The organism is Deefgea rivuli DSM 18356 (genome assembly GCF_000620145.1).
Taxonomy (GTDB): Bacteria; Pseudomonadota; Gammaproteobacteria; order Burkholderiales; family Chitinibacteraceae; genus Deefgea; species Deefgea rivuli.
Map to the genome: position 1 here is coordinate 158,244 of NZ_JHVM01000009.1, position 13,463 is coordinate 171,706.

Here is a 13,463-nt window from a genome sequence, read left to right on the forward strand (position 1 = left end):
TCATAAAAAAACACCCAATATTGAATAAAAATTGAGTGTTTTGTGCGGGGCTTGTTTTTTTGATTAGGGTATATGACTGCAGCCATTAATTTTTAATGGTTGCAGTCATATACATGCTATTTATTTGAAGTAATTTAGAACACCGTCCAAACCAACAAAATTAATTTTTAATGGCGCTTCGGCTTGTACTTTTGGTTTTGCGTGGCAAGCCACACCAAATCCGGCTGCGTGTAGCATCGGCAAATCATTCGCGCCGTCGCCCATTGCAACCACTTGATCGGCACGCAGGCCCAGCTCGTCACGCATCTTAATCAGCTCAGTGCGTTTGCGTTCGGCATTCACAATCTCGCCAATCACGCGGCCAGTGAGTTTGCCGTTTTCAATTTCGAGCACGTTTGCAATCGTACGCGTTAGGCCGAGCTTGGCTTGTAGTTTTTCGGTGAAAAACGTAAATCCACCCGAAATCAGCAAGGTTTTTGCGCCCGCAGCTTGAAAGCCTTTGAGCATGGTTTCAGCGCCCGCCATCAATTGCAGGCGCTCAGTGTAAACGCACTCTAACGCCGATTCATCTAGCCCAGCAAGCAAAGCGACGCGTTGTGTCAGGCTTTCGTTGAAATCGAGTTCACCGCGCATTGCTGCAGCGGTAATCGCCGCCACTTGCGGTTTGAGGTTGCACATATCGGCGATTTCATCGATGCATTCAATGGTAATCAGCGTTGAATCCATGTCCATCACGACCAAGCCGATGTCACGCACGCTGTGGTCTTCAGGGATAAAAGCGTAATCGTATTGGTTGGATTCGCAAAAATCAGCCACTGATTCGTCGTTTTCAATTTCAGCGCCATGCAGCTTAAATGCTTGTTGGTTGATCGCTTCAATGGTATGCGCGCCAGAGAGGCGGGCGAGCTGTTTGAGGTTTTGCGTGGCGATTTCTGGGGCTTGGATCACTAAACGGTACATAAAACTCACTCTTGTCCTATTTCAGGTTTTAAACTGCGAAAAATCATCGCAAAAATGACGGCGACAGCCGCGCCCAATAATGTTTCTAAAATGCGGTATTCGGCGGAAACCACCGCCGCATGACCATGAATACCGAGTAAGGCTAAAATTAAATACACAATAAACGTGGTCAGTGCGGCGACATACATTAGGCCATTGGCAAAGGCCAGCGGCAATAAAGCGCCAGCCAAGGCGGCCAGCGCTACTAATTCCCAATTGGACTGGTTTTGAAACACCAGTATCCAAGCGAGCAGGGAGCCGAGTAATACGCCGACTAAGCGCAGCCAAATGGTTGAGTGTGTGCGATTAGGCTCTGGGCGAAAAACCATTAATGTGCAGATGGCAGCGACATTGGGCGCGCTAAAGCCCAGATGTTGCGCCAAAAAAAAGCTACAAGCGCAGGCGCAGGCCAGTAAGAGGCCAAAAGTTCCGCCAGCAAATTGCCCTTTGCGCAGGCGCTGAAAATCACTGCGCCAATGCGGTGGTATTTTTAAACTCACAGGGTTGTTCATTCTGGGCGCAAAGCCAATGCTTAATGCAATGGTGAGCGAGGCGGCGATCAAATAGACCGGCAAAATATCGCTAGTTACAAAGGAGCCGGGATAGCCAATCAAATAGGCCGAAGCCAGCATGCGCAGCAGTAAATCCAGCGCAAATCCTGCGGTTAAACTAGCGCCAATTAAGCTGATTAAAAATAAAATTCCACCTAACCATAGCAGTACATTATGGTTGATCGACAAACTGATGCCAGCAGTGATTAACATGAGTATATTGCCCAAGGCCATGCTCTCTAAGCGCTTGTGGCGAGTACCCCCGATGTCGAGCATCAGTGTCGATAAAATGGCAAAGCCCATCATGCCAGCGGCTTGATTTTGGTTATTGAAAACTTGATATCCCATAGGCAATGCAAACGCCAGCGCACCTAACAGCATGCGCGACGGATGAAAAGCGCCACCATTGGGGCGTAGCATCAATAACCAATCACGCACGCATTAAGCTCCGTGGCACTTTTTGAATTTTTTGCCCGAGCCACAAGTGCAAGGATCGTTGCGGCCGACTTTTGGCTCTTCGCGCTTCACTTGCTCGACTTTGCCAAATTTCTCTTCCAGCACGAAGTACATAATGTCTTCAACATGCCAAGGCAATTCAGCCACGCGCTCTTGGCGCTCTTTCGCGTTCAGCAATTTCAGTGGCTCTGCACCCACTTCATCGCTTGGGCTGGTGTCAGCCAGATCGCCTTCGGCTGCGGCGGCCAAGGCCAGAACGCTTTCCACCGCAGTGTCGAGTTCTTCATTGGCTTCAAGTAGCGCATCCCAAGCGGCTGAGCGCGCTTCGATACCTGCAAAAAAGCCCGAGGCCCAATACACGCCCGAGGTTTCTTGCCAGTTTTCGTCTTGCTCTTCATCCGACAAAATCACGGGTACATAGAGTGGATTTTCGCCCGGATTATCACGGCGATTCACGGAAAATGCCGCTTTAATGCTGGCGGCGTGCTGGCGAATTAGACCGAAAATTTCATCGGCTTCAGCGTGATCATCAAATTCAGGTGGCGTGCCCGCAAAAATGGCAGGTAGCCATTCTTCTTCAGGCACATCTTCTGGGCCTACGGCCAGCGCGACCAAAAAGCCATCGAGCATTTCGATGTCCATCGTCTCGCCCGGCGTGCGTTCGGACATTAAAAAGTTATCGAGTTGTTCGAGTTGCGCGTCAGAAAGTAGTTTTGTGCTCATATTAATTCCAAATAATTAATGTTGCTGGAGTGGCTTTTCTAGCCATTCTGCGTAATCGGGTCGGGTCGGGATAAAGCCTTGGGCGCGGAAAAACCCGCGTCCAGTCAATGTAGTGGCAAGCATTATATGGCTTAAGCCCATGTCGCGCGCGGACAATTCGACCGCCGCGAGCAGGTGTTTGCCGATGCCGCTGTGCTGATGCGCAGGGGCGATGTAAAGGGCGCTTAATTCACCGTCATCATCCAGCGCGGCATAGCCAATGACGAGATTCTGTTTCGTCGCCAGCCAGTGCGTGCCCTGATGTAAGTGCTCGCGCAGATGTTCAGGCGTCAGCTCGCTGAGCCAGTCGGCGATAGTCTCAGGTTCGCCCTCGTGATCCGCTACGCAGGATTGCGTGATAGTGTCACAAAGTAGTGCGCTGATGGCGGCAGCGTCTGCGTCTGTTGCGGTGCGGATATCAAAGATCATGGTTTTGTTCTGCGGGTATATTGATGTAGCCCTCTGTTATTAATTCTTTCATCTATATACCTAGTTGGTTATGTATATTCAGCAGTAGGGTGGGCTTTAGCCCACCGCAATACGCCGCCGGAATATATGAGTCATTGTGGTGGATTGGTGGGCTAAAGCCCACCCTACATCACCGCTGTTACGCTGCCGACTTCAAAAGTTCAAGCAGCGCATCCGCGCCGAGCTTGCCGCTGCTATCGCCGCTTTCGAGCAAGCTATCGGCCAAATCGCGTTTATTGTGATGCAGCGCGACGATTTGCTCTTCAATCGTGCCTTCGGCAACAAGGCGATAAATCGTCACAGGGCGCAGTTGCCCCATTCGATGCGCGCGATCAGAGGCTTGATCTTCAACCGCCGGATTCCACCACGGATCAAGATGAATCACATAATCGGCCGCAGTCAAATTCAAACCTGAACCACCCGCTTTTAAGCTAATTAGGAAAATATCACCTTCACCAGCCTGAAACGCATTCACCGCTTCGAGGCGTTTTTTCGGTGGCGTACTACCGTCGAGGTATTGGTAGCTAATGCCTTGGCTGTCCAGCCATTCGCGCACAATCGCCAAATGGTCGACAAACTGACTAAACACTAACGCTTTATGCTTGTTTTCCAGTAACTCAGTCGTGATTTCGGTAAACGCAGTCAGCTTGCTGCCGATTAAATGGCTGTCTTTCATGACGAGTTTGGGGTGGCAGCAAAAACGGCGCAGCTTGGTGATTTCAGCCAGCACTTGCATCGGTTTCTTGGCGGCTTCATCAATACTGTCGAGACGCTCCACCGCTTGTTGGCGCAGCGCTTCGTAGAGATGCATCTCGTCGGAAGTCAACGGTACGCGCAGTGTGATTTCGGTGCGTGCGGGTAGTTCTTCGAGCACTTGGGTTTTGGTTCGGCGCAGCATAAAGGGCTGAATGATTTTTTTCAGCGCTTGCCTTGCCGCTTTGTCGCCGCCTTCAATCGGGTTGGCGTAACGGCTGGTGAATTTCTCTTTTGAACCCAAGAGCGCGGGATTGATAAAGCGGAATAAATTCCACAGTTCGCCCAAATGGTTTTCCATCGGCGTGCCGGTGGCGATCATCCGAAAATCAGCTTGCAGCGCCATCGCCGCTTGGCTGCGTTTGGTCGTCGCATTTTTAATCGCCTGCGCTTCGTCGAGCACGACGGTGTGCCAATGCACGGCGGCGAATTGTTCGGCGTCTTGTTGTAGCAGGCCGTAGCTGGTGATAATCACATCAAATGCGCCCAGCTCGTCCAGTTTGCGATTTTGGCCGTAAGCTTGGATTTTCAGCGTCGGCGCGAATTTGCGCGTTTCGGCTTCCCAATTCAGAGCGACTGACGTTGGCGCAACGACCAAGCATGGCCCATGGGGTGCGCGTTCTAGCATCAGCGCCAGCGTTTGCACCGTTTTTCCCAAACCCATATCGTCGGCCAAACACGCGCCAACGCCCCAATGCGCAAGGCGCGAAAGCCACTGAAAGCCGTCTTGCTGATAGTCGCGCAGCGTTGCTTGCAAGGTGGATGGGATTTTGGGTTGATGCTGAGCGAGACTATCGAGCTTGGCGATGTGATTGCGCCACGCGGCATCGGCTTCTAGCTCACCGACTTCGTTCGCCAATTCAAGCAGTGCGCCGCTGGCGAGGAGATTGACTTTAAATCCGTCTTTGCCACTTGGCTCGGCGACTGCGTACAGCTCTTCTAAGCGTTTTCTAAATGAATCGGTCAGCGCCAGATAATCGTTGTCGCCGAGTTTCAAAAAACGCCCCGGTGACGCATCAAGCAATTCCAATAATTGGCGCAGCTGCAAAACTTTGCCGTCGTCGAGTTTCACTTCGCCGTTCACAACAAACCAATCGCCTTGCTGCTTTAAGCCTAACTTCATATTGGCTAGTGATTTGGTGGCTTTGAGGCGGAAGCGCTCCCCTTCAGGCCAAACCAGTTCGATTTGCTCAGCTGGCAGGCGGCGCAATTGCATCAGTAATTCAAGACAATCATCAGGCGCATCGATTTGCCATTCTTGGCCGTCCGATTCTCCGTTGGCCAGCGCCGTGCAGTAGTTGATGATGTAGGCGAGATTGCTTCTTTCGCCGCCTAGATCGCGCTCGGCTTGCACCGTTTTACCGTCGATTTCGCCTAAAATATTGGTCGTGCCTTTGCCGGGCGTAAACCAGCCGCCGTCTGGTAGTGGCCGAACCAGAAATTGCAGGCGCAGACCTTCGTTCAATGGCAATAAATGCGCGTAAATCAGCCCGTTGGCAGCAATTGCAGCGATATGCGCGGCCAGCTCAGGCAAGTCGGAATGGATCGCTATATGCGGGGCAATCGACGTGATCGCGCCGACGAGTTGTGGCTTGGCCTCGGCAGGCACCAACAGCCCCGCGCCGATAATACCGGCAATTTGCCGGATATCGGGGTTGATGCGGTAAACGACGAGCCGCGTTGGCGTTTCTTTGCGCCAAACCACGTCTTCACCGGCGACGATGCTCGGACTGAGTTTGAGCGAGATTTGCCCTTTGATTTCTTTCAGTTGCAGTGCAACCTCACCAGAAACCAAGTCAATTCTCACGTCAGGAGAATCCGCCCAGTACACGTTTGGATGCCCAACTAGATCGAGCAGCGCGGCTTCGTGATTGAGGGTATAGCCCGATTCGCCATAGTAGTTATGCTCTGCACGTGCATGCCTCACGATACGCTGGTCTTGTTCGCTTAAATAGGCCAGCGCAGGGTCGTTGCCGATGCTGAGGCGTTTGAGCGCCACGGCGCGGCCTTTGCTCCAAATGCTTTTGGCGCCGAGCTTTTGCTCGCGTGGCTCGATGATGACGCCGCCATGCAAGAGATTCACCAGCCAAGCCAAACGTAAATTGCTGGTGTTGCTGTCATTCGGTTTGGTATTGAGCTGGCTCAGTGCCGTCAGTGCGCGTGACCATGCGGCTTCACGCGGGAAAATATCGACCCATGGCTGAATTTTCCGTTGTTGATGCCAATCAGGGTTGAGCACCGCATCGCCAAAGGCGCGCGCCATAAACACATCCAGCTCTTGCGTCACCCATTCGTATTCTTGCCAAGCATGATGCAGGCGCTCGCATTGCGTACGCCAATTGGCATCAAATGGGTAGTCGCGCCAATATAAAATCAGCAATTCAACCAGCCCAGCAACGCCATAGCTTGCGGTGACGGGTTGTGCTGGCGTGGTTTGGCAGGCTAAACCCGTCGCTAAGTAATACACCCAGTCGATGTGCTCGTCGTACAGGCCGTTGAGTTTGTCTTTCTTGCCGACTTCAAATTGCGTGACCAAGCGCTTGAGGTCGTCTTCTTGGCGTGAACCCAGCAAAGCCAAGCAATAAAACAAGCCATTCAGGCCGGAAATCGCGATTTTTCGTTTATTACTTTGCTTTTTGATTTGCTCAATCACCAAGCCAAAGCGCTCAACCGTGCCGGTAAAATCACCACGGCTAATACGGCTGGCGGTATCCGCTTCGGCAATTAGATTGGGATTAATTTGCGCAATCAAATGCGCGTAAGCTTCGGTGTCGCCGCGCAAATGCGCTTGCCACGCGAGGATGGTCAAGAAATTGGGTAAGATCGCTTTGAGTTTCGTGTTGTGATTGAGTGCGTATTGGTATTGCGGCGTCGCTGGTGCGAGCAAATTACTCGCGTAAAACAAGTAATTGACCAATAGCAGAGCTTGGGTCTCAAAGCTCAACAGGCCGAAATGCTGAAGGCCTAACGGATGGTCAAAGAAAAAATGAATTGGATGTAAGGTCAGCGCGGTTAAGGACATACCGCTAGTGCAGAAAGCTTCAAGATCGCTGGCAAGTAAATCTGCATCGCCCAATAGCGCTGAATACACGCATAAAGTGGCGTAGCTCTGTCTTGACGTGCTTTCCCAATATTGCACTGTCGGTTTGACTTGCAGTGTCGTTGTTACCCAATCGGCGAGCGTACCAGCAGCGTGCAGCTGGCTCAGTAATGGCCATTGCAATTCATGTTTAAGCTCGAAACCCACCACATCACTATCAATGAGTTTGGCAATCATCAAGCGTCCCAGCGTCGCTTTGATCGACGGCACATCCAGCGCGGGTGGCGTGTCAAATGGCGTAATCGCATGCTGGCGCTTGAGCAATTCAATCAAACGCGTTTGCCCAAGGCCTTTGCCATAGACGGCAAAGGCATACAGAATGGGTAGGTCTTTATTGGGTATATTGCTCAATGCATTGCTGGATGATGGGTTCAAGTCAATACCTTAGTTAATTTGAAGCTGTTCAGATTGCGTGTTGATAAAGTGTGTCTTTCCTAACGTGAAGGCATCAATTTTCTATTTAGCATGGTCGCGCTAATGCCGCGCGGCACTTACTTTCTTTGCTTCGCCAAAGAAAGTAAGCAGGCGACCCGGGCGCACATCGGTCCCCGATGCCCTCGCGTGGCGTGAGCCAAACGATAAGGCTGTTTGTCTCTCTTCGTGCTCGGTGTGCTTGGACGGGGTTGTTAAGCCCTAGCCCAACGAGCGCGGCACAGCATTAATAGCAAATCTGAACATCGCTTAGTGCTTGTTGCGTGGATGCCTTAAACCAGTTCACGCAACAACTCGGAAATACGCGCTGTGCGCATTGCGTTGTCTGGCCACGTACCGTCAATGCGTAGCTTGTCTTGGCCTTGCAGCTTGTAGTTTTTCTTACTTTGAATCAATTTGATGATTTTCATCGGCTCAACGACGGTGTTTTGCGCAAAGTGCACGATGATCGCCGTGTCCGCTGCATCGATTTTGCTGATGCCCAGCGGTTTGGCGAGCATACGCAGGCGATGGCAGTCGAGCAGCACTTTGGCGGGTTCGGGTAGCAGGCCAAAGCGATCAACCAGTTCTTGATGGATTTCGTTGAGTTCGTCTTTTTCTTCTACGCTGGCAAGGCGTTTATACAGTGACAAACGCTCGTTCACATCGGGGCAATAGTCTTCTGGCAACAGGGCGGGCGAATGTAGATTGATTTCGGTCGTGACGCCCAGCGGTTGCGAAAGATCCGGTTCTTTGCCCGATTTCAATGCTTTGACGGCTTCTTTGAGCATTTGCGAATACAGCGTAAAACCGATTTCTTGCATTTCACCCGATTGCGAATCACCCAGTACTTCACCTGCGCCACGAATTTCCAAATCGTGCATGGCTAGATAGAAACCACTGCCAAGTTCTTCCATTTGCTGAATGGCTTCGAGGCGTTTTTTTGCGTCTTTGGTAATGCCTTCCAGATCAGGAATCAACAAATAAGCGTAGGCTTGGTGATGTGAACGACCAACGCGGCCGCGCATTTGATGCAATTGCGCGAGGCCGAATTTATCGGCGCGATTCATCAAAATCGTATTGGCGTTCGGAATGTCGATGCCGTTTTCGATAATCGTCGAGCACAGCAGTAGATTAAAGCGCTGTTGCGTGAAATCACGCATCACGTGTTCTAGCTCGCGGCCGCGCATTTGGCCGTGCGCCACGCCGATGCGCGCTTCGGGCAGCAAGGCGGCCAGTTTTTCGCGCATGTTTTCTATCGTATCGACTTCGTTATGCAAGAAGAACACTTGCCCGCCGCGTTTGAGTTCACGCAGCACCGCTTCGCGGATAATGCCGTCAGAAAACTTGGCGACAAAAGTTTTGACTGCGAGGCGTTTATTCGGCGCAGTTGCAATCACCGAGAAATCACGCAGACCTTCCAAGCTCATCGCCAAGGTACGTGGAATCGGCGTCGCAGTTAAAGTCAGTACGTCAACATTGGCGCGCAGCGCTTTAAGCTGCTCTTTTTGCCGCACACCAAAGCGATGTTCTTCGTCGATGATAACGAGTCCGAGCTGCTTGAACACCACATCAGGCTGCACTAATTTGTGCGTACCAATGACGATGTCCACGCTACCATCGGCCAGCCCGGCAATCGCTGCAGCAGTTTCTTTTCCCGAGCGAAAGCGCGACAGTTCGGCAATTTTGATTGGCCAGTCTGAAAAACGATCCGCAAAAGTTTGGTAATGTTGCTCGGCTAGTAGCGTGGTGGGTACGAGAACGGCGACTTGTTTGCCACCGGCTACCGCCGCAAAGGCTGCGCGCAGCGCCACTTCGGTTTTACCAAAGCCTACATCGCCACAAACCAGTCTATCCATCGGTTGCTTGATTCGCATATCGACCAACACGGCTTCAATCGCACCGGCTTGATCTGGCGTTTCTTCAAAGCCAAAACCAGCGGCAAAAGCTTCGTAATCATGCGGATTCCATTCAAACGCATGGCCTTCGCGTGCAGCGCGGCGGGCGTATAGATTGAGCAGCTCGGCGGCGGTGTCGCGGACTTGTTCAGCAGCTTTGCGTTTGGTTTTTTCCCACGAGCCAGAACCCAACTTGTGCATCGGCGCGGTGTCGGATGCGCCACCGGAATAACGTGAAATAACGTGTAGCTGGCTCACCGGCACGTAAAGTTTGTCGTTGCCTGAGTATTCAATCAGTAGCAATTCAGTCGCGCCGTCACCCAAATCCATTGACGTGAGGCCCATATAGCGGCCAATGCCGTGCGCTTCATGCACGACCGGATCGCCGATTTTTAGCTCGGACAGATCGCGCAGCATCGCGTCGGTATTGCTGCGTTTTTGCTGCCGTTTGCCACGACTTTGGATGACCGATGGATAGAGATCGGCTTCGGTGATAATCGCGATACGGGTGCTGCGCCACTCAAAGCCTTTGAATAGCGGCGAAGCCAATAAAATGGCGTGTTCAGTGCTGGCCAGCGCATCGGCCCAAGTGTCGAGCAAAGTCGGCGTGAAACCATATTCGGCAAAAAATTGCGACATCGTTTCGCGCCGGCCCAGACTCTCTGCGCTGAGAATGATCTTGCCGGGATAATGCGTGACGAAATCATGCAGGCGGCGAATCGGATTTTCGCTGCGGCGGTCTACATCGAGCGCCGGTAGCGGCTGCGTGAGGCTGGTGTCGCCGCTCACACCTTCGGCGGAGGTGATTGAGGGCTTAATTTCGATGCGGCGGTATTTTTTGATATTCGCAAACAGCAAATCAGGTTCGACAAATAGCTCGCGTGGCGGCAAGAGTGGTCTGTCTTTTTCGCCGTAGCTCAGCTTATGGCGTTCAGCAATATCTTGCCAGTATTGCCCTGCAGCCGTTAGCAGTTCTCCGTGTAAGACCAATACTGCCTCTGCTGGCAGATAATCAAAGACGGTCGCGGTGTGATCAAAAAATAGCGGTAAATAATATTCAATGCCGGCTGGAATCACGCCATTGGAAATATCTTTGTACAGCCGTGCTTTGGATGGATCGCCTTCAAATGCGGTACGGAAATTCTGGCGGAATTTTTTGCGGCCTTCTTCATCGGTCGGAAATTCACGCGCGGGTAAGAGGCGAATTTCGGGAACAGGATAGAGGCTGCGCTGCGTATCCACATCAAAAGTGCGGATGGTTTCGATTTCATTATCGAATAAATCAATCCGAAACGGCAGTGTGCTGCCCATCGGGAATAAATCTATCAAGCCGCCACGAATTGAAAACTCGCCCGGGCCGTAAACTTGGGTGACATGGTTGTAACCGGCAAACGCCATATCGGCACGCAGTTTTTCGGCATCGAATGGATCGCCTTTTTTAATGAAAAAGGTCGTTCCGGTTAAAAACTCAACCGGCGGCAACACGCCCATCGCGGTTTGCAGCGGGACGATTAATACGTCAACGGCGTTTTGCCGTACTTGCCAGAGCGTGGCGAGGCGTTCGCTGATGAGGTCTGAATGTGGCGAGAAGTGATCGTAAGGTAGCGTTTCCCAGTCCGGTAGCTGCAAAACTGTTTTGCTGCCCGTTTGGCCATTAAGAAAAAAACTCAGCTCATCTTTGAGCCGCGCCGCTTCTTGTGCATTGGCAGTAAAAATCACCAGCGGGCGAGCGGCTTGAGCGTAATCGGCCAGCAGTAGCGCATCGGCCGAGCCGTGTGGCTGGTTTAGTTGCAAGCGCTCATTAGCGCGAGGCAGGGCAGGAAGTGAGGTAGGAATTGACATGGTCGGCGCAGCAGGAAAGGCTGGGAAGCGCTGATTATACCAGTCCTGCGTAGGCTGCAATATGGCAAAACGGCTGATGTAGCAATCAGCCGTTGTTGTGTTTTGTGATGTTTCTACATCACTTTCTACATTACGCCATTTAGGGGAAAGTTAAACTGTCATGGTGCTGTGTTGACCAAGATTTTCGGATGCTCCATGATTTTTTTGCATCGCTTAGTTCGACATACCAGTTGCCTTGTTGCAGGCCTTGTGTGAGCGTGCCGGTATACATCGAGCCTAGGGTATTGTTGAGCGTCACTTCTTGATCCAAACCGCTTAGGGTGGCATGAACCAGTTTGAGCTTGATGGGACCCAAGTCATTTTTATTAAATAAAACGCGAACTGATTTTTGGTCTTCGCCTAAATACACTTGACCCGTAATCCCTTTAGTTGTCGCTGCTTTTTCAAGAGCGAGCCGCTGATTGATATTATTGCCTTCCTTGTAATAATTATCGCTCACAAGGCTATCGGTTGAGGTTGCAGCCAAATACAGCATGTCGATGCCGCCGATGATGGCGAGTGCCGGAAAGGTGATGAGTAGCCACACATGAGGATGTTTGTACCAAGGTTTTTGCTCTTCGGTCATTACTTATTTTCCAATGAAAGTTGCTTTTTCAATAACGGTTTGCTCAGGGTCATCTTTGGCGGTGACGATGAATGTGATTGCGTGACTGCCGGCTTTGGCGTGCTCGGGAGCGACCTGAATACGCACCGAGACATCATTAATATCTGTCGGAGCTAATTCGATTGAATCATCACCAATAAGTTTCATGCCTGGTAAACCGGTTGCACGAATTAAATAAATATGCGGCTGTTCGCTGGCATTTTGAATGATCAGGCGGTAGCTATTTTCTAGCCAACCATTATCTGCTTCACGCACTAGGGCGACACGGTCACGTTCAATATTGACTTTGACGGGTTGGCGCAGCATCAAGGATGCTATGGTCGCAGCCAAGGTAATGCTGATGACGACTGCATACATCAACACGCGTGGGCGTTTGATTTTTTTCAAAATATCGCGCTCAGGGTATTTGTGTTCCAGCGCATTTTCTGTTGTATAACGTACCAGCCCGCGTGGGTAATTCATTTTATCCATGATTTCGTCACAGGCATCAATACAGGCTGCACAGCCTATGCATTCGTATTGCAGGCCTTCGCGAATATCAATACCAACGGGGCAAACTTGCACGCACATGGTGCAATCGATACAGTCGCCTAGGCCTTCGGCTTTGTAATCTGCGCCTTTTTTGCGGCTACCGCGATTTTCACCGCGCTCGCTGTCGTAACTGATAATCAGCGTGTCGGCATCAAACATCGCACTTTGGAAACGCGCATACGGGCACATATATTTACATACTTGCTCGCGCATCCAGCCGGCATTGCCATAAGTGGCAAAACCGTAGAATAAAATCCAGAATACTTCGTAGCCGGATAAAGCCAAGACCAGTAGATTGCTCCACAGTTCGCGAATCGGCGTGAAGTAGCCGACAAAAGTAAAGCCCGTCCACAGTGCGAAAACAATCCATAGCGTATGTTTTGTCGTTTTGAGGCGGAGTTTTTTGGCGCTCAGTGGCGCATTATCGAGCTTGATTCTTGCTGCTCGATCACCTTCTACCCATTTTTCTATCCATAAAAAAATCTCGGTGTACACCGTCTGCGGACAGGCGTAGCCACACCAAAGCCGGCCACCAATGGTGGTCCAAGCAAATAGGCCAAAAGCCGAGAGCAAGAGCAGGGCTGTGAGGTAAATAAAGTCTTGTGGCAGAAAGACTAAGCCAAATACGTAGAACTTCCGATGGACTAAATCAAATAGCAAAGCTTGTCGTTCATGGATTTGTAGCCAAGGCACGCCGTAGAAAAACAGCTGCGTGGCAAATACAAAAAAGATGCGCCAATTATTCCAAAAGCCTGTGACCCAGCGCGGGTAAATCTTTTTGTGGGCAGAGTAAAGCAAGGTTTCTTCGATTTCGCCATCGGCTTTGACATTAATGACGTTGATGGGGATTTCTTGTAGTTTCTTGCTCATGCGGCCACCTCATGAAAAAACAAAAATGAAATTGTCTGATTTTAAGTGAGCACTCATGTAAAAATTTTATGGCAGTGCGTCAAAACCGCAGGCCGTACATGAAGTACGGCTCAGAAAATAACGATGCAAGAAAACTTTTGCTTAAGCACTAATGGATT

8 protein-coding genes are annotated in these 13,463 nt (G+C 51.0%); all 8 read right to left on the reverse strand.

Features of this window, described 5'->3' with window-relative positions; translation table 11 throughout:
- Positions 1 to 120 precede the first annotated feature (120 nt).
- Complete coding sequence (gene serB, locus Q320_RS0104985) at positions 121 to 960, reverse strand: phosphoserine phosphatase SerB (RefSeq protein WP_027468098.1); 840 nt, start codon at positions 958 to 960, stop codon at positions 121 to 123.
- A 5-nt stretch (positions 961 to 965) separates the two neighbouring features.
- Positions 966 to 1,988: an FUSC family protein gene (locus tag Q320_RS0104990; RefSeq protein ID WP_027468099.1), complete on the reverse strand. Its 1,023-nt coding sequence runs from the start codon at positions 1,986 to 1,988 to the stop codon at positions 966 to 968.
- A gap of 3 nt (positions 1,989 to 1,991) precedes the next feature.
- Positions 1,992 to 2,729, reverse strand: a complete 738-nt coding sequence (locus Q320_RS0104995) for a UPF0149 family protein (RefSeq protein ID WP_027468100.1) — start codon at positions 2,727 to 2,729, stop codon at positions 1,992 to 1,994.
- A 15-nt stretch (positions 2,730 to 2,744) separates the two neighbouring features.
- Positions 2,745 to 3,197, reverse strand: a complete 453-nt coding sequence (locus tag Q320_RS0105000; protein ID WP_027468101.1) for a GNAT family N-acetyltransferase — start codon at positions 3,195 to 3,197, stop codon at positions 2,745 to 2,747.
- Between the two features lie 178 nt (positions 3,198 to 3,375).
- Positions 3,376 to 7,464 carry a DEAD/DEAH box helicase gene (locus Q320_RS18505; RefSeq protein ID WP_156938982.1) on the reverse strand — a complete coding sequence of 1,363 codons (4,089 nt, stop codon included), beginning with the start codon at positions 7,462 to 7,464 and terminating at the stop codon, positions 3,376 to 3,378.
- A 329-nt stretch (positions 7,465 to 7,793) separates the two neighbouring features.
- Positions 7,794 to 11,240, reverse strand: a complete 3,447-nt coding sequence (gene mfd, locus Q320_RS0105010) for a transcription-repair coupling factor (RefSeq protein WP_211251174.1) — start codon at positions 11,238 to 11,240, stop codon at positions 7,794 to 7,796.
- Between the two features lie 139 nt (positions 11,241 to 11,379).
- The gene (locus Q320_RS20600; RefSeq protein WP_051534478.1) at positions 11,380 to 11,865 is read right to left on the reverse strand and encodes a FixH family protein; all 486 of its coding nucleotides are present in this window, start codon (positions 11,863 to 11,865) and stop codon (positions 11,380 to 11,382) included.
- Between the two features lie 3 nt (positions 11,866 to 11,868).
- Positions 11,869 to 13,305 (reverse strand): cytochrome c oxidase accessory protein CcoG, encoded by a 1,437-nt coding sequence (gene ccoG, locus Q320_RS0105020; RefSeq protein ID WP_027468103.1) that lies wholly within the window; start codon positions 13,303 to 13,305, stop codon positions 11,869 to 11,871.
- Positions 13,306 to 13,463 lie beyond the last annotated feature (158 nt).